Source organism: Sphingomonas sp. Root710 (assembly GCF_001429065.1).
Lineage (GTDB): Bacteria > Pseudomonadota > Alphaproteobacteria > Sphingomonadales > Sphingomonadaceae > Rhizorhabdus.
Window position 1 is genome coordinate 1 of sequence record NZ_LMIB01000004.1, and the last position, 16,481, is coordinate 16,481.

At 63.8% G+C, this 16,481-nt stretch carries 15 protein-coding genes and 1 pseudogene; 6 read left to right on the forward strand and 10 right to left on the reverse strand.

Going from position 1 to position 16,481, the window contains the following annotated elements; all coding sequences use genetic code 11:
* Positions 1-174: 174 nt before the first annotated feature.
* Positions 175-2,187 (reverse strand): annotated as a pseudogene (gene mobQ / locus ASE00_RS09120) (MobQ family relaxase); the annotation flags it as partial.
* A 174-nt stretch (positions 2,188-2,361) separates the two neighbouring features.
* On the opposite strand from mobQ, the gene ASE00_RS09125 reads away from it, so the two are divergent.
* The 4 genes from ASE00_RS09125 to ASE00_RS09140 are packed head-to-tail and all read left to right on the forward strand — an operon-like array spanning position 2,362 to position 4,754.
* Complete coding sequence (locus ASE00_RS09125; protein ID WP_056379610.1) at positions 2,362-2,691, forward strand: conjugal transfer protein TraD; 330 nt, start codon at positions 2,362-2,364, stop codon at positions 2,689-2,691.
* 13 nt (positions 2,692-2,704) lie between these two features.
* On the forward strand, positions 2,705-2,932 hold the full coding sequence (locus tag ASE00_RS09130) for a conjugal transfer protein TraD (protein WP_056379612.1): 228 nt from the start codon (positions 2,705-2,707) through the stop codon (positions 2,930-2,932).
* Complete coding sequence (locus ASE00_RS09135) at positions 2,929-3,213, forward strand: hypothetical protein (protein WP_056379614.1); 285 nt, start codon at positions 2,929-2,931, stop codon at positions 3,211-3,213. Before ASE00_RS09130 ends, ASE00_RS09135 begins: the two co-directional genes overlap by 4 nt.
* Complete coding sequence (locus ASE00_RS09140) at positions 3,213-4,754, forward strand: type IV secretory system conjugative DNA transfer family protein (protein ID WP_235538610.1); 1,542 nt, start codon at positions 3,213-3,215, stop codon at positions 4,752-4,754. Before ASE00_RS09135 ends, ASE00_RS09140 begins: the two co-directional genes overlap by 1 nt.
* Positions 4,755-5,273: 519 nt before the next feature.
* On the opposite strand, the gene ASE00_RS09145 is transcribed toward ASE00_RS09140, so the two are convergent.
* The 8 genes from ASE00_RS09145 to ASE00_RS09180 all read right to left on the reverse strand — a co-directional run bounded on the left by ASE00_RS09145 (position 5,274) and on the right by ASE00_RS09180 (position 12,832).
* Complete coding sequence (locus tag ASE00_RS09145) at positions 5,274-6,227, reverse strand: replication initiator protein A (protein WP_056379616.1); 954 nt, start codon at positions 6,225-6,227, stop codon at positions 5,274-5,276.
* A complete protein-coding gene (locus ASE00_RS09150; RefSeq protein WP_056379618.1) occupies positions 6,224-6,556 on the reverse strand; it encodes a hypothetical protein in 333 nt (110 codons plus the stop codon). The genes ASE00_RS09145 and ASE00_RS09150 overlap by 4 nt, the downstream gene beginning before the upstream one ends.
* Positions 6,556-7,209, reverse strand: coding sequence for a ParA family protein (locus ASE00_RS09155; RefSeq protein ID WP_056379620.1), 654 nt, complete (start codon positions 7,207-7,209; stop codon positions 6,556-6,558). The genes ASE00_RS09150 and ASE00_RS09155 overlap by 1 nt, the downstream gene beginning before the upstream one ends.
* Positions 7,210-7,503: 294 nt before the next feature.
* Entirely contained in the window at positions 7,504-8,601 is a 1,098-nt protein-coding gene (locus ASE00_RS09160; RefSeq protein ID WP_162256432.1) for a type I restriction enzyme HsdR N-terminal domain-containing protein, read from the reverse strand.
* A complete protein-coding gene (locus ASE00_RS09165) occupies positions 8,598-9,689 on the reverse strand; it encodes a BsuBI/PstI family type II restriction endonuclease (protein ID WP_235538611.1) in 1,092 nt (363 codons plus the stop codon). The genes ASE00_RS09160 and ASE00_RS09165 overlap by 4 nt, the downstream gene beginning before the upstream one ends.
* The gene (locus ASE00_RS09170; protein ID WP_056379623.1) at positions 9,686-11,467 is read right to left on the reverse strand and encodes a class I SAM-dependent DNA methyltransferase; all 1,782 of its coding nucleotides are present in this window, start codon (positions 11,465-11,467) and stop codon (positions 9,686-9,688) included. Before ASE00_RS09170 ends, ASE00_RS09165 begins: the two co-directional genes overlap by 4 nt.
* Entirely contained in the window at positions 11,464-12,246 is a 783-nt protein-coding gene (locus ASE00_RS09175) for an abortive infection family protein (protein WP_056379626.1), read from the reverse strand. The genes ASE00_RS09170 and ASE00_RS09175 overlap by 4 nt, the downstream gene beginning before the upstream one ends.
* Positions 12,247-12,256: 10 nt before the next feature.
* Positions 12,257-12,832 (reverse strand): recombinase family protein, encoded by a 576-nt coding sequence (locus tag ASE00_RS09180; RefSeq protein WP_056379645.1) that lies wholly within the window; start codon positions 12,830-12,832, stop codon positions 12,257-12,259.
* A 720-nt stretch (positions 12,833-13,552) separates the two neighbouring features.
* Here ASE00_RS09180 and ASE00_RS22890 point away from each other — a divergent pair.
* Both ASE00_RS22890 and ASE00_RS09185 read left to right on the forward strand, forming a co-directional pair.
* On the forward strand, positions 13,553-13,882 hold the full coding sequence (locus ASE00_RS22890; protein ID WP_082594585.1) for a helix-turn-helix domain-containing protein: 330 nt from the start codon (positions 13,553-13,555) through the stop codon (positions 13,880-13,882).
* A 61-nt stretch (positions 13,883-13,943) separates the two neighbouring features.
* Complete coding sequence (locus tag ASE00_RS09185) at positions 13,944-14,816, forward strand: reverse transcriptase family protein (protein ID WP_162256433.1); 873 nt, start codon at positions 13,944-13,946, stop codon at positions 14,814-14,816.
* A gap of 274 nt (positions 14,817-15,090) precedes the next feature.
* Here the strand turns inward: ASE00_RS09185 and ASE00_RS09190 are convergent, their stop codons facing one another.
* On the reverse strand, positions 15,091-16,359 hold the full coding sequence (locus ASE00_RS09190) for an NAD(P)/FAD-dependent oxidoreductase (RefSeq protein WP_056379630.1): 1,269 nt from the start codon (positions 16,357-16,359) through the stop codon (positions 15,091-15,093).
* Between the last annotated feature and the right edge of the window lie 122 nt (positions 16,360-16,481).

Below are 16,481 nucleotides of genomic sequence, written 5' to 3' on the forward strand. Positions count from 1 at the left end.
CGAGCGTCTTGAAAGCCATGTCAGGATTCCACCTCTATCACGTCCCCCGATCCGGGCCAGCTCCGCCCGTTGCGCACGCCTTCATCGCTCTTGGCCGCATGATGGCGCATGCCCGCGTTCACGAGAGGTTCTCTCTTAGCGTACGTAAAATGCACTTTCGTGTAGTGACCCCTAATGGAGCTGCACGCCGTCGCGGTGCCGCGACAGCCCGACATAGCCGCTGTGCCGGTCCATCCCCGGCGTCGCGAGGACGTAGGCGTGATCGACGGTCACGCCCTGCGACTTGTGGAGGGTGGCCGCATAGCCATGATCGACCGCAGCATAGTCCTTCGCCGCGAACGTCACCTCGCGCCCGCCGTCGAGCCGCACCGTCATGCCCTCGGGGTTGACGCGCGCGATCGTCCCCAGCGTGCCGTTCTTCACCCCCAGCGACCGCTCGTTGCGCAGGAACATCAGCCGGTCGCCCGCCGCGAAGTCGCGGCGGCCCCGATCGGCCGCGAACGCCACGTCCTCGCCCAGCTCGCCGTTCGCGCGAAGCCGGTCCCGCGCCTCCCCGTTCAGCTCGCGGACCTCGGCGTTGGTGTGCGTGAGGATGATGCGGCTCTGATCGGGATCGGCGCGGCGCTGGCGATCCCATCCGTCCACCAGCTCGCTCCGCGCCTGCTCGCGCGTATCGGCCGCGTGAACCATGCCGTGCGCGGCATAAGTGTCCAGCGCCTCGCCCGTGCGGCCGGTCGCCAACGCCCGCGTCGCTTCCTTCTGCCAGTCCTCGCGCTGCCGGCGGACCTCGGTGATCTCGGCCGCGCCGTGGCGCTCGGCGATCGACCGGAACGCCGCACCCGCCTCGATCGCCTGCAACTGCTCGGGATCGCCCACCAGCACGTCCTTCGGCCCGAGCTGGTCGCGGCCCTGCGCCCAGCCATGCTCAAGGCTGGCGATCGTGCGCGACGCGATCCCCGATCCGCCCTCAAGGTTCTCGGCCGCGATGCCTGACAGCGCCGCCCCGCGCACCTGATAGCCTTCCCGCTCCCATGCCTCGCGCGCCACGCCCAGCATCGCCGACTTGCCGGTGCCGGCATAGCCGACGACCGACGCCAGCCCGCCCTGCCCGGTAATATGGTCGAAGGCGTCGCGCTGCTCGCCAGACAGGACAAGCCCCCGCCCCTCGGCCGCCTCCAGCGCGCCGGCTCGCTGCCGGTCGGACACGCCATGATCGCCGCGGCGCGCCAGCTCGTCGCCGGCCTTCTCCAGCCGCGCCTCCGTCGCGATCATATCGCGGGAGGTGAACCGTTCCTGGTCCCGCCCGTCCTTGCCCAGCGCCACGAGCTCGGGGCTAGCGCGCACCGCCGCCATGACCTGATCGAACTGCTCCTTGCCGTCCGAATGGCGGAACGCGAACATCGCCAGATCGCGGGTGGTGAAGGTCGATTGCTGCCGGGTGATGCCGTCCAAAGCGTGCCGCGGATCGGCGATGATCCGCTCGCCGTTCTCGCGCGCGATCCGCACATGGTCGTCAGCGTTGCGGTGCGGCTGGCCCTCCAGCTCGTGCCGCTTTCCCATCGGCCCGATCTTGTGCTGCGGCTCCAGTTCGATGCCCTGCGCCTTGTAGCTGCGATGGTCGATCCGGCCGTCCAGCCCCAGCTCGGCCATGCGCTCATTAACGTGTGCGCTCCACGCCTCGCGCCAATCCTTCAACAGCTCCGTGCCGTTCCAGTCGCGGTTCTTTTTGCCGAAACCTTCCGGCCCCACGTCGCGCATCGAGAGCATGACGTGCGCGTGCGGCTTCGGGCTGCCGTCCTTCGCCTTGTCCCAATGCACGTTGAGGTCCGCGACCATTCCGCGCTTCACGAACTGCTCGGCGACGAAATCGCGGGCGAGCGCCACGCCCTGCTTCTCGTTCATCTCGCGCGGAATTGAGAACTCCACCTCGCGGGCAAGCTGCGCGTCCTTGCGCTTCTCGCCTGCCTCCACCTCATTCCAGAGCACGGTGCGGTCATTTAGCCGCTCCGGCGCGCCTTTCGGCAACATCACCTCGGAGTGGATGACGCCGGCCTTGTTGCTGAAATCGTGGTTACGGTTGAAGCGATCGTCGTGCAGTACCGAGGCGGAGCGATAGGCTGCGCTCGCGACAGCGCTCGCGCCGGTCTGGCGACTGATAACCTTCGCACTGAAATGGTAGATCGCCATCGCGACCACCATGATGCACTTCTTAGCGCACGTCGGCAACGACGTATAAGCGCGCACTCATCCTCCGCTTCGCTCCTCCTGACTGACTTGCTGGTTCCTCTGCATGGTTGTGACTTTACCCCTGTGGCCGTGGTGCTAGGATGCTGCTGACCGATACGCGAAAGGGTAAAGGCGATGCGGAAAGTTCGCGACTACGACGCCGAACTAAAGGCGCTGGGCGATAAGGCTCGGGCGCTGAAGGCGAAGCGGGTCGAACAGCTCGGCCAGCTCGTCACCGCAACCGGAGCCGATGCGCTCGATGCTGAAACCCTTGCCGGAGTACTGCTCGACGCGATCGGATCGAAGGATGCGAGCGCGAAGGAGGCATGGCGCGCGAAGGGCGCGGCCTTCTTTCAACGGCGCGGGCGCAAAGGTGGCGGCGCTGCTGCGATCGACGGATCGGGCGCTGCGACTGAACCGCGCGGCGACGCTGCGGACGGAAGCGGGTCAACGGCGAACGGATAGCAGGGGCTGGGTCGTGCAACGCCGCGAGCGCACCCGCCACCTGATCGAACTGGGCGGCCTCGTCCAGAAGGCCGGGCTGGTCGATCTCGCCGACGATGATCGCGCGACGATCTACGGCGCGCTGCTGGAGCTGGTAAGCAAGGCAAGGAGCGAGGCTGGCGACGACACGCTGGCATTGTGGAAGCGCCGCGGCCGGCGGGCGTTCGACGCGGAAGAAGCGGAATGGGAGACGGGCGAATGACGACAATCGACCTCGACACGCTGCGGAGCGAAGTCCGTGCGCTCGACTATGTGCGCGGCAGCCCGGCCGAGGACACGATGTGGCGCGAGGACGACGAGGACGCCCGCGCCAACCTCGCGATCGAAGGCATGGCGCTTACGCCCGAGGATGATGCCCTGTTCGACATGATGCGCGACGAACGGGTGCCCCCTGCCCTCGCCACGCAAATCCTTCTCAGGCTCCTCGGCCATCCCGATGCCGATCCGGCGCTGGCGATCACGCCGGCCGGCGCGAACTGCTGATGCCGGCGCGGATCGGTCCGCTATGGGCGCTGCTGATCGGTTTCGTCGTCCTGATGGCAAGCAATAGCTGGCTCAAAGGCATCTTCGGTGTCGGCGAAATCGCGACCGACGTGCCGTTCCTGCTCACCGGCCTGGTCCTGTTCGGTATCTGGAAGTTCAATCGCCGTGGGCAGGCTCGCAACACGCTGATGGGTTCGGCCCGCTTCGGCGATCGCCGCGACCTGGCGAAGCTGGAAGGCTCGGGTGATCTCGTCATCGGCCGATCGGGCCGTAACAACAAGCTGCTACGCTATAACGGTCCGGCGCATCTGCTGACGATGGCGCCCACCCGCTCGGGCAAGGGCGTCGGCACGATCATCCCCAACCTGCTGCTGCTCGACCGTTCGGTGATCTGCATCGACCCCAAGGGCGAGAATGCCCGCGTCACGGCCCGGACACGCGCCAGGAAGGGCGATGTGTGGTGTCTGGACCCCTTCGGCGTCTCCGGGCGTCCTGCGGCCCGCTACAACCCCCTGGCGTGGCTCGATCCCGCCAGCCCGGACCTCGCGGAAAATGCGCAGACGATCGCGGACGCGCTGGTCCACGATGCGCCGGGGCAATCGGGCGAGGCGCACTGGAACGAGGAAGCCAAGGCGCTGATCGCCGGCATCATCCTGCACACCGTCATCCATGAGCCCCCTGCCCTCGCCACGCTGGCGACGGTGCGCGACAAGCTCACCCGCGATCCCGCCGGCTTCGCCGCGCTGCTTGCTGACATGCAAGCCAGCGCTGGCGCGCACGGCCTGATCGCGCGCGCCGCCAATCGCCAGCTCGGCAAGTCCGATCGCGAAGCCGCCGGCGTGCTGTCGTCCGCCCAGCGCCATACCCACTTCCTCGACAGCCCGCGCATCGTGGACAGCACGTCCGCGTCCGACTTCCGCTTCGCGGACCTGAAGGAGCGGCCGGGCACCGTGTTCCTGTGCCTGCCGCCCGACCGGCTCGATACCTATGCCCGCTGGCTGCGGCTGCTGGTCGCCCAGGCCGTCACCGACATGGCGCGCTCCCCTGCCCGCCCGGACAAGCCGGTCCTGTTCCTGCTGGACGAGTTCGCCGCGCTCGGCCGCCTCGATCCGGTGGAGCGCGCGATGGGGCTGATGGCAGGCTACGGAATGCAGCTCTGGCCGATCCTTCAGGACATGCACCAGCTCAAGGCGACCTATGGCGAGCGCGCCGGCACCTTCATGTCCAACGCCGGCGTGATCCAAACCTTCGGGGTCAACGATCTCGCCACCGCCGACATGCTCTCGCGCACGATCGGCGACACCACCATCGAATATGAGACGTTCGGCACGTCCGGCCCGGCGAGCATCTTCAGCGACGGGCAGCGATCCCAAAGCGCCAGCGGCCATGTCGCCGCGCGCCGGTTGGCGACGCCGGACGAAATCATGCGGATGAAGCCCGACGATCTCCTGCTGCTGCGGCAGGGCCAGCACCCGCTCGTCGTCGGCAAAATCCGCTACTATGCGGAGCACGAGTTCTCCGGCCTTTACGATCCGGCCTGATCGCACACACTGGTAGGACCGATCCCCTGTCCCGCCCAATCAACCCGCCCGAGGCTGACAGTCACACACCGCGGGATCGGCTTGGCTTCTCTTGGAAGCCTGCGGCCGTCAGGCCGCCCCCGTGACGGCGATAGCCGGCACGCAACGAATGCGCATTGTCTCGAAAGAGCAATTCCGCATTCCCCTTCCCTTGCCGGTTGATCAAGTGCTGGTGGGTTAAGTGATTCTGTTAAATAGGAATCGTTAAGAAGGTTAAGCCTCCCGCAAAGCGGAATCTTCGTTGCACTTTCAATGCCTTGCCGGATGGCTTGGTGGGTGAAACCCCGTGATTCGGTGGGTGAAACCCCGATAGTGCGGTGGGTGATCCCCCGACACGAAGGTGGGTGAAACCCCGAGCCGGTCGATCCCGAAAAGTGACGATTGAGGCTGGTTATCCACAAGCACCCGGCTTCGCCGGCGCTGTCGGGTGCTGCGCATCCCCGGTCGGTCGACTCGTGCCGGTGGGTGAAACCCCGATAGTCAGCCCAGTCCGGCGAGCCGGTCCATGCGGGCGTCCACCTCCTCGGTGCGCCGGCGATCGGCGTCGAAACGGGCACGTCGCTCCTCCTCGGCCCGCATCCTCTCGGCAAGCGCCAGCGCCTCGGCCTCGCCGCGCCGCTTGAATAGCACTGCAGGGCTCCTGTCGGCCGTCTCCGTCAGCTCCATCGTGTAGTCGGGGAGCTGGTCGGCCTCGATAACGCGGCGGAGCATCCGGTTGAACTCTTTGGGCTGTGCGTCGCTGCCGGTCTTGTCGCGGAGCAGCTCGACGCGGCACACCCACCCGCCCTGCTGCGATCCGACGTGCTTGCGTCCGATGCGATACAGCGCCCGCTCCAGCCCGCCCGACAAAAGGAAATAGTCAGGGTGCATCGTCAGCAACGACTTCTCGTTGACGATCCCCTCGTAAACCCAATCGGAGAGGGTCAGCGTCATGCCGCGGGGCTGTTCGGTGTCAGCGTCGGTGTCGAACGTCCAGCTATCCAGCCAATTGAAGCCGGCCTTCTGCCGCCGCTTGGTGGCGCGGATCGAGGTCGTGATGCTGGTGGTCTGAAGCCGGAGAAGCGCCGCTTGCAGCTCCTGATAGTCCCGGCCGCCGGTGCTGCGCTTGATCGCGCGCAACAGGTCGTAGGGTGTCGTCGTCAGCGTGCGCGGCAGGTCGTTCAGGCCCTGCTGCTTCATGCGGTTGAGCGTGGACGCCGCCCATATCAGGATATCGGCGTCCCATATCGTCGCCATGCCGTAGTCGGGGATCGCCTGCACGCGCACCCATGCCTCACCGTCCGGGCTTTTGTATTCGATCGGCTTCAGGCGCTTGCGCTTCTGGAGCGAGAAGAACGGCCGCTCCATGACCTCGCGCTGGTCGCGCAGCGGAAGGTCGCCCAGCGCCGGGATGAACAGGTCGAACTCTGGATTGGGATCGCGCCGCTTGCTCATGGCGCAAACCGCGTGTGGCCCCGCTTGACGAGATACTGGCGGAGCAGGCGTTCGGTGATAACGGTAAGCGGCTCCCCGCCCTCCTCGACGCTGAGCTGCCGCAACGCGCGGTGCATGTCCTCAGGAATATGGATCAGCACCGGCTTCTTGCCCGGATGGCTGCTGCGACGCGCCGGTGTGGCCAACACCGGCGCGTCGGCCGGCTGCCGTGATCGACGTGGGGACGCAACCGGGCGCGGCTCGGACACGGTATCGGCGACGGGGGCCGGTGCTGGCTCTGCCGGCTCGTCATCGAAGATGCCAGCGAGCGCGGAGGGCTTGCGCGCCATTATGCTGCCTCGCTTACTGGCTTAGTCGTAAAGCCGCTTAGTCGCTTAGCCTCGGCGTAGCTGGCGCGCAGCTCGGCAGCCGCCTTGCTGTCGGGCTCCGTCTCGGACGCGGTGCGCCCCAGCGGCGTCGCCTTGTAGAAGTCCTTGCGATAGTGGAGCCGGCTGTCGAACAGCGTCACACCTTTGGCCGCGAAGCCGGCGCTCGCCTCCTGCCCTTCCCCGCCCTGATGCGGAACCTGGGTGAGGATGACGGCGAACGGCGTCCCCGCCTGCTGCACCTGCTTGACCGTCTGCAACACGGAGTGAACATCGAGGCCGCGCGGCGCGACGGGTATGATGACGAAATCCGCCTGCTCGGCCGCGAGCATGGCGATGTCCTTCGAGTTCGCCGGTGTGTCGATGATGATGAGGTCGATCTTGCCGCTGCCGCGCCCCCGCGAGACGTGGAGCGGCAAGCCGGCAACGCTGCTGTCCTTCACCGTCACGTCGTCGTCGTCGCGGCGCTCCGACCAGTAGAGTGCCGACCCCTGCCGATCGTCGGCATCGAGGATCACGACGGACGCCCCTTCCCTCGCCGCCTCGACCGCGAAGCCTGTCGATAGTGTGGTCTTGGACTGCCCGCCCTTCTGCGCGATGATCGCCCATACCTGCATAGCTGCTGCTCCCTACTAAGCGGCTAAGCGACTTATATCGCTTAGCCGCTTATTCGTAAAGTGTCTTAGTCGGCGTCGCCTCCGTATCGTCATCGGTTTCGAGTAGATTATGGCGCATCGCTTCGTACCCTCTGCTGGGCAAACCGGCGCTCTGACCTCCTCCAGCCATTCACCCGCTCCGCGTGAGCGGCCGATGCCTCCAAGGGGTAGACGCGCTCGCACGGCTCAATCAAAGCGGAGATGCAGCACGGTCAGGCCAAACGCATCGGCTTAGTAGCATATTCGCTTAGTCGCTTAGTCGCTTAGTTTGACCTCAAACGATCCCACTCCGCTGAAGCTGGAATGCGCGGGAATCCTGCCGCCCAACTGTGCTTCCAGTAACGGTCGCAACATGGGATTCAGGCCGGTCACTGTTACTTCGTAGTCGAGCCTCATCGTGCCCCGGAACACGCCAGCATCAACGTAACCGACAGCCTGTGTATAAGCTTTCAGGCCGAACCCGAACGGCATAGCGACCTCTCCCATGCCGGGGGCGCGCACCCTGGCACCGGGTGGGGTGCTGTTCTCATAAAGATTCTGAAAGATGGTCGGGCTGGCGGGGTCAGTCGAAATATACTCATCGGCCGAGTAGAAGTCGTAATCGTCCGCCGCTCCCATCATTTCGGTAAGCTCGCGGAACATCGCCGCCGCTTTGCCGATCTCGACATAAGCGTAGATGCGCCCATCCTCCTGCCGTTCGACCTTCCCGCCGACAACCGGGAGCTGCAGTCCTTCGATCGCCTCACGGGGCACTAGCGGCGTGTCGCTGGCGTGCTCCTCATAAGTGATCTGCCCACCGACGATGGCGAGCTTCGATGCCAGATTTCGCCCAAGCGGCTTCCCGGCATCGACTCGGACAAGGTTGCTCAGCTTCTTGATCGCGTCCGGGCTGACGATGTTGAACAAGGGTAAAAGCGATTGCTCAAGCTGGTCGTGGTCGAACGCGAGCAGGGGCGTGTCGAGCGCGCCCGTGCGGTAAAGCTCGAAGCGCCGCCCGTTCGTCACTAGGATGAAGGCCGCGCCGATCTCCGGGTGGGCGGCGTATGTATGCGCCCGCTGAACTGCGTCTGTGGTGATGGCCTCGCTTGGCGGCTTCACCTCCACAACCCAGCGGCCATAGGAGATGACCTCGCAAATGTAATCCGCCCGACCTGCCAACGCGGGGTCTTTGCCGGGCTTCTTTCGACCAAGGAATGCGCTTGGATATTTGAGCGACACCTCGGTGCGGATATTGGCTTCGGAGCCGTGGCTATAACCTAGCCGGTGTAACAGCGGCCGAACGATGATCTCCCGAACATCGGTCTCGTTCATCACGTCGAAGTTGAGCGCGAGCCGTCCCGCTGCGTCGGTCAAGTAGCGTCTCCAGCTTGCGGGGGGTGCCTCCGGTACGAAAGCGGTGTCGGCTTGTCGTCGAAGTCTATCAACCGCTCCGGCTCGGCCGCGAACCAAGCGTAGCTGCCCCATGCGAGGCTATCGACCGTCTTCTTGAACGGCCCGGCGCTGCGATCGAGAAAGGCGGTCACGAACGCGACGTGCTCGGCCGGAAAGCCGGCTTCAGCGACCAGCTCCAGCAACGCCTCCTTGCGGCGCTCACTTACCGGCCCGTCCGTCGCGACGACCTCCACGAACACCAACAGCGGGTGGGCGGGCTGCAGGTCCACCAGGATCGTGTCGGGTAGGTTCTTGTCGGCTTGGATGGTGATGCCGATCGACCGCGCCAGCTCGTCATCGCGCGCCACCACCTTGTTCCCGCTCTCGCTCAGGAACACCACCGCGGGCTCGCCAAGGAAGGCCGGCGCGAACACCTCCACCACCGCCTTCGTAATCTCCGAACTCGGCCCCGGCTTCATCCGGCGCGTCTCGCCATTGGGGAAGGTGACAAGCACCTGGTCGGCGCTGATGCCACCCGCGCCACGGCGCACGATCGCCAGCCTGGCGAGCGCGCCCTTGCTCAGCGCCTCGGCCTGCCATGCCGCGATGCGGGTCTGCAGATCCTCGCCGGCAAGCGCCGGATCGAACAGCGCGGCAAAGCCCGGCTTCAAGGCATAGCGCGGCTTGCTCGATGTGGTGGGAAGGTCGCTGCGCTCGCTCACCGCGCCGATCGCCACCAATCCCTCGCGCAACGTCTCGTCTCTGATCGGCTCCCGCGTGTTGTCCTGATACCAGCGCCGGCCCTCGATTTGGCTGCCGGTGCGAAGAACGCCCGTTGCATAGGCGGTGCGGCTCGCGTCATCGACCTTGGCCGCTTGCCCGTCGGTCATGCGATAGACGTGCTTAGGACCAAGGAACGTGCCGGTGCCGTCGATCGCGTCGATGTAGAGCGCGGTGAACACCGTGCTCGCCGCCAACATCCGGGTTATGTAGGCGCGATTAGGCGTGCCCTCGGGGAATACGGCCTGCAGTCGGGCGTGGACCTGCTCACGCGGGAGAATGGCCATCATGCCGCGGTCTGCCCGTATAGGCGCGCCAGCTCGTCCTCGATCTCGGCGCGGCAGGCACCTTGTGCGACAAGTCGTTCGACGCCGCGCATGGCGTGGGGAGAGGGCAGGGGGATCGCCTCCAACTCAAACGCCGACACGGCGACGCTGCCGTTGATGCACCGGAATAGCTGATCGGCGACCTGGCTGTTCAACACGGCTGCCACCGTCGCCGGCGACACGGCCGGGCGCAAGGTCGGCCGCACCATGTTCAAGTGGTTCTCCACCACCACCCCGCCGTGCCGGGTGATGAACTCGGCCGGCAGCTCGGTCGCGATCAACCGGCGCGCCTGCTCCTTGGCGGTCGTGCGCTGAACGAGAACGCACGCCTCCTCCACCAACAGCCAGGCGTCGCCGCGCTCGATTTTAAAATAGGGCGCATGGTTGCGCTTCTCGGCTCGGTAGATGAACCGGCCATCGGCCGTCACCGCCTCGGCCCATATCAGCGGGTGAACACCGCGCGCGGGCCGGTCGCGCATCTGGTCTTTGAAGCGGTTCCACACCAAGGGGCCGGTCGAGACGCTGTAGCCCCAATCGGCAAGCCGGGTCGGCATGGCCTCGGCCGCGGCGATCAACCGGCTGTGCTCGGGGGAGCGCGGGGCAAGCCAAGGCTGCGACGCAGGGGAGGGGAGGCCGATGGTGCCGTTGCGGATTACGCGCGCCTCGCGCTCGTTTGCGACCTCGACATAGTGGACTTGGGCGCGGCCGGGCTTCGCGCCGCGACGGTAGGCGGCTAGCAACGTCTCCTGCAGCACGTCCTCGAACACGCCGCGGCGGGCATGAACGAAGTCGATCGCCGCCGGCGGGGCATCCTTGGCGATCAGCTCGCGAAGCGCCGAATAATAGTGCCCGGAAAGAAAGCTGGTCGGGGTCAGATAGGCGATGACGCCGCCCTTCCTAGTCCAGCGCACGGCTATGTCCGTAAACACGCCGTAGAGATTGGCGTGGCCGTAGAGCCCGCGCGCGAAGCGCCGGCGCTGCTCGGGCGTGAGCGTCACCCGTCCATAGGGCGGGTTGCCGATCACGAGGTCAAAGCGCGGGGCGGGCGGCTCCTCTAAGGTGTCGGCGACGCGAACCACGGTCGGAGCGGGGCGGCCTGCAGCCGCGGTCACGTCCGCCAGCAACAGCTCGATCGCGTTCTGGCCGAAGCCGGCCGCATAGGGGTCCAGCTCCAGCCCAACCAACCGCGCGCCGATCTGCCGGAGCACGAACGCCGGCTCGGCAGCGGGAAGGGCGGCGATCATGCGCTCGGCTGCAGGTAGCAGGAACGCGCCGCCACCGCTGGCCGGGTCGAGCACGCGCGCCTTGGTCCAGTCGATCCCCTGCTCCTCGGCCATGTCGAGCAACCGCGTGGCAAGCGCCGGCGGGGTGTAGAACGCCCCCATCGCGCCGCGCTCCCGCTCGGCCAGCAATGTCGTGTAGAGGCCGGTCAGGAAGTAGGCCGCTTCGCCGATCGGAAGCGGCGCTGCCTCGCGCCCGACTACCTGCGCCAGCTCGGCAACGGCGGTATCGAGCTGGCCGTAGGCTTGCGCGAACGGCGGGCTGAGCTTGGCATGGGGTCGGGCCTGCAGCCGGTAGGTGTCGATCGCAGCGCGGGTGAACAGCGCCGCCATGTCGCGACGCCGCGGCTCGAGGAGGGTGCCGGCCCATGCCCGCGCGAGCTGGCGCGCGCGCGCCAGCTCGTAGCGTTGCGCCTCTAGGTCTGCAGGGGCGCGGAAAGGAAGGGCGGGTGCTAGGCTCATGCTGCTTTCTCAAAGCGGTCGGCTTCGACCGATCGCACAAACCTGAGCATAGCCACGATCGTATCGAAGATGAAACGAGCCTCGTTAGGCTCCACGATTGGGTTATCATGAGCGAACGACGCATTGTTGCGGACGTCGTTGTAGCTCTGGAAAATGCCGACGCTGTTCTTGAATATCTGCTTGGTGATTGGCCGTAGCTCGCGCTCGGCCTCCAGCGCCTTCACGTATTTACCGACGCGGCTGTGCAGCGGCTCGGCCGTGTTCGTGTCGATCCCGCGCTGGCCTAGCAGGTGCGCGAACTTCTTCATGCTGAACGTATGCAGCCGGTCTAGGGCCGCTGCAGGCTTCCCGGCCTGGGCGTCGCGTTGGATCGCCTCGATCAGCTCGGCAAGGGTCTCATCGCGTGAAAACGGCACGATCGCGTCGGTGGTCGGGGCGGCGCTGCCGCTTTCCAAGCGGTCGATGACGGCGAAAAGCTGCTCCCGAACCGTGCCGGGCTCGTCGGGATGCTGAAAGACGGTGGTGGGTAAGGTGCGCCGGTATTCCCATAGCGCACGCAAAGCGCGCGTGACGACGTGCGCCGGCTCGATCTCGACAAAGGCGCGAAGCCGGTTGCCCTTGGAATCACCTTTGAATCGGTAGCGTTCGGCGTCGATCTCGACACCAAGCTCCTCCTCAAACCACTCGGCGTATGTCCGATCGCTGAAGTTGAGCACATAGCCGCTGCTGATGAAGGCGTTGTCGATCGCGCGGCGCTCGGAAAGTTTTGTCTGAACCATCCCTCTTCGTTCAGGCTGCGTTGGCGAGCGAGCTGCGCCCGCCAGGAATATGCCGGTAGAGCGTGGACGGTTGCACTCCGAGCTGCTGCGCGACCTCCTCGACGGTGATGGTATTGTCGGCAAGCATCGCCTTGGCGCGCTTGATCTCGGCCGGCCCCATCGCCGGCTTGCGCCCGCCGCGGCGTCCTAGCGCTTTGGCTTGGGCGAGCCCGGCCTGAGTGCGTTCCAAGGTCAGCTCGCGCTCGAACTCGGCGACGGCTGCGAAGACGTGGAACACGAGCCGCCCGCCGGGGCTGCTCGTGTCGATCGCCTGAGTAAGCACGCGAAGGCCGATCTCGCGTTTTGCGAGATCTTCGGCCGTCTCCACGAGCTGCCGGACGGAGCGCGCGAGCCGATCCAGCTTCCACACCACCAACGTGTCGCCGGCGCGGATATAGTCGAGAGCGGCTTTCAACTCGGGCCGATCGCGCTGCGCGCCCGATGCCTTCTCGGTAAACACGCGCTCGCATCCAGCCTGCCGGAGAGCGTCGAGCTGTAGGGCAGGGGACTGATCCCTGGTGGACACGCGGGCATAGCCGACAAGCAAGGCCATTCTCCGAAAACTCAACCTGACCTAGCTTGATTTCGGGGAAGGAAACAAGAGAGCGTTGCGGGATACTTTGAACTGATTGGGGCGGCTCCCCGGCGAGCCCGGCAGCCGTCTCCTGCAATCGACCGTTTCCAAGAGACCAATGCCTCAGCTCAGCCAGCACCCTGCTGGTGAGCACCCCAAATCGAATAATTGTCGCTGACAGCGAACAAAGTGTTGACTCTCATGATTGCGTCGTCTAAATGGGTTTCAGCATTCGGGAAAAGGCCAACATCCCACTCAACCTCTGGGTGAGCAATCACCTGCGGGACCAGCTCCGGCCGGTCCTCCTACTTGTCGGCTCTTGTGGAGGCACCCCGCACGGGGACCGCCGCCGCCCCCGATAAGGCGCGCCCGTGTGGAGCGGGCGCGAAGGGTTAGGGGGGTGCTTCTTCTCTCGTTGTCACTGCTGCGGTGGAGCTGGCCTTAATTCCGAGGCGAGTATGCAGGAGTGAATACCTATGGGTTCTTTACCCGTACCCGATGCTGAGAAGAAGCGTGCGGAGGATAGCCGAAAGGCGCATCCCATCAAGGATGCGCTTCTAAGGCCAAAGACCTGGACGACCATGTTGGCGATTCTGAGAGCAATCTACGGGATCATCCGTGTGGGCGCGAAGATCGGGGAAATGCTTACGTAAGTCCCCCTTAATTCCTTCCAACGTCTAGTTGGAGACGATTATGTATGAACGAGCATTGAAAACATTGAGGCTATATCACCGGCTTACACAGTCGGATTTAGCCGAACAGCTTGGCATGTCCCGATCATATCTCAATGAGATTGAGCGAAAGCGGAAAGAGCCGAGTTTAGAGATACTGACAAAATACGCTGAGCGCTTTGATATTCCTTTATCATCGCTCATGCTTTTTGCCGAGCAAACCCAGAATCCTAAGCTTGATCGAGCGCGTCTCTACGTCGCCGACAAGGTACTCAAGATGCTGGAATGGATAGCGGAAGACGACCAAGATGCCGAGAGCGAACCGGAAAAGCAGCCAGCCCATACCCATTGAGCAGTGTCACCTCTACGGCATTCGCTCTCCGCACGCGCTGGCGAACCGGCTTGGGTGGGACTTGAACAAGCTCGATCAGCTTGCTGCTTACGGCGGATACAAGGTCTACCCGCACAAGCAGACCGGTCGCATGATCCAGGAGCCAGGTGAGGCTTTGCAGAGCCTTCACCGACAAATCCACCGCTACCTCGCACGTGTAGAGGCGCCGGCCTACCTCCACTCGGCGGTTAAGGGTCGATCCTACGTCTCGAACGGGCAGGCGCACGTCGGTGCTGGTGGGCTCGTAAAGCTCGATATCGCCAAGTTTTACCAGTCGGTGCCTCAGCATAAGGTGATGCATTTCTTCCGCGACGTGATGCATTGTGCCCCGGATGTTGCGGGGCTGCTGGCGAACCTGATTTGCTTTCATGGCAAGCTGGCGACCGGCAGCGCCGCGAGCCCGATCATCTCCTACTACACCTACAAGGGCCTGTTCGATGAATTGAAGGCGCTGGCTGATCGTCGGGGCCTCACCATGACCTGCTACGTCGATGATATTACCATGTCGGGGCTAGGTGCAGGGCGAGCGGTGCTTCACGAGGCGCGGACGCTTATTTTCCGGGCCGGCTTACGCGCACATAAGGATTGCGATTTCAAGCCAGGAGCGCCTCGGCTCGTCACGGGGGTCATCGTCGGTGACACGGGCATCGATCTGCCTTTCTCACGCTGGCAGAAAATCAGCGAGGCGGTGCGCGAGGTTGAAGGATGCGTCGATCCAGCGCAGCGGTTGGAGAAGTATCCGACGCTTGTTTCGCGCCTCTACGAAGCGGCACAAATCAACGGTCGATGCATGACGCGTGCGCGTTATCACCATGAACAATGGCGCACATTGAAGCGCAGCCTACAGGCTGCGGCCCTGAATGCCGGTGGGGGTCAGCCGGTGGCTGCTGCCTAACGTCTGAGCGGACGGGCATCCTACGCCCGCCCGCATTTGGTATAGGATTCTGAAACCTGCAAAGCCGCGGAAAGCCAAGGCGGACAGTGGCCGTCACAACCGGACGGTTGTGACACTGGGCTGGAACGTATCCTAAGCAAACAAGCTAGGCCGGCCCGCAGGGCGTTTCCTTTCTGCTGGGACATAACAGGCCGCCGCGATGGCTGACGTGCCGACGCTGTAACCTGTGAATTGACTGCACCACCATCACCACGCTGGCGCTCATTTCCTCCGCCTACTGACCTTGCCTCATATATCCAGAAGCTATCTCCTTCAGCGCTAAATTAGTGTCGGCTAATACATGCGCCTGGGATTGAACCTTATTGACCACTAGCGACTTCCCTTGAACATAGTCTTTGACCGAATTGACGCAATCTATCGCTATAACATGCCCCTGTCGTAGATAAATAACGCTAAAGCTGCGGGATGCTGGATCTCCACGGACGACTGCTTCATCGTGCCCCACCGACAAGCCCACAGTCTGAAGTTTAAGGTCGTATTGATGTGACCAAAACCATGGAACAGAAGCATATGGTGTAACAGTCTCGCCCGCTATTTTTCGCGCGACTAGAGTCGCCTGGTCGTTGGCATTCTGAACCGATTCCAGCCGAATGCGCGCACCGTCGGCATAACTGCTTTCATGAGCTGCGCAGTCACCTACGGCGAAAACGTCTGCCAAGTTCGTCCGGCACCACTGGTCTACCTCAACCCCGTTGGAACAGACTGCACCCGCATCGTTGAGAGGCTCAATCGATGGGACAATGCCAATCCCGACGATTACCACCTGACAACTAAGTACCTCGCCTCCTACCAAGTGGACGCCAACGACACGTCCTTCAGACGTCTCGATATGATCAACTATGACGTCTAGACGAATATCAACACCGTGGGCGCGATGCTCCGCCTCATAGAAGCGGGACAATGGTACGCCGGCTACTCGTGCCAGAACTCGGTCGAGCGCTTCCAAAATGGTAACCTGCTTGCCCAGCTTATTTAATACAGCGGCGGTCTCTAGCCCAATATAGCCACCTCCAACCACAACGACATGTTCAACGTTATCGAGCTCACTTGCCAATAGGTCGACATCCAACTGTGTACGGACAGTGTAAACACCCGCCGCGTCACCGCCTTCACACACAAGCCGTCGCGCGCTGCCGCCAGCTGCCCACACGAGCTGCCCGTAACCAATTATTAAGCCGTCCGCAGTGACTACCTCGTGCTGCTCCTCTAACACGCCACAAACCTGCGTTTCCAAGAGAATCGTTATCTCGCGTTCTTTCCAGAATGTAGATGGACGTATTAGAATCCGCTCGAAAGGTTTATCGCCTGACAGGTACTCCTTGCTAAGCGGCGGTCGTTCATACGGAAGTGCGTTCTCATTACTAACGATAGCGATCGTTCCGGTGAACTTTGCCTGCCGCAACGCGATTGCGGCCTGCGCCCCACCATGACCACCTCCGACGATTAAAACATCAAATCTCGCAGAGCTCGCACTATCAGTCATGGACAATCTCTCAGTACCGTTATGATGATGGAAGCCGAGATGCAGCTTTTATCTCATAGGGAAAACACGACACACCCAAAGACAGATGAGCTAACACCAATTATAAATGATGCCAAATAGTT

Excerpts from the sequence above, each read along its gene's own strand:
- ASE00_RS09175 (WP_056379626.1), bottom strand. The coding sequence starts at position 12,246 with ATGGTTCAGACAAAACTTTCCGAGCGCCGCGCGATCGACAACGCCTTC.
- ASE00_RS09155 (WP_056379620.1), bottom strand. The coding sequence starts at position 7,209 with ATGCAGGTATGGGCGATCATCGCGCAGAAGGGCGGGCAGTCCAAGACC.
- ASE00_RS09165 (WP_235538611.1), bottom strand. The coding sequence starts at position 9,689 with ATGATGGCCATTCTCCCGCGTGAGCAGGTCCACGCCCGACTGCAGGCC.
- ASE00_RS09125 (WP_056379610.1), top strand. The coding sequence starts at position 2,362 with ATGCGGAAAGTTCGCGACTACGACGCCGAACTAAAGGCGCTGGGCGAT.
- ASE00_RS09140 (WP_235538610.1), top strand. The coding sequence starts at position 3,213 with ATGCCGGCGCGGATCGGTCCGCTATGGGCGCTGCTGATCGGTTTCGTC.
- ASE00_RS22890 (WP_082594585.1), top strand. The coding sequence starts at position 13,553 with ATGTATGAACGAGCATTGAAAACATTGAGGCTATATCACCGGCTTACA.
- ASE00_RS09135 (WP_056379614.1), top strand. The coding sequence starts at position 2,929 with ATGACGACAATCGACCTCGACACGCTGCGGAGCGAAGTCCGTGCGCTC.
- ASE00_RS09170 (WP_056379623.1), bottom strand. The coding sequence starts at position 11,467 with ATGAGCCTAGCACCCGCCCTTCCTTTCCGCGCCCCTGCAGACCTAGAG.
- ASE00_RS09150 (WP_056379618.1), bottom strand. The coding sequence starts at position 6,556 with ATGGCGCGCAAGCCCTCCGCGCTCGCTGGCATCTTCGATGACGAGCCG.
- ASE00_RS09145 (WP_056379616.1), bottom strand. The coding sequence starts at position 6,227 with ATGAGCAAGCGGCGCGATCCCAATCCAGAGTTCGACCTGTTCATCCCG.
- ASE00_RS09190 (WP_056379630.1), bottom strand. The coding sequence starts at position 16,359 with ATGACTGATAGTGCGAGCTCTGCGAGATTTGATGTTTTAATCGTCGGA.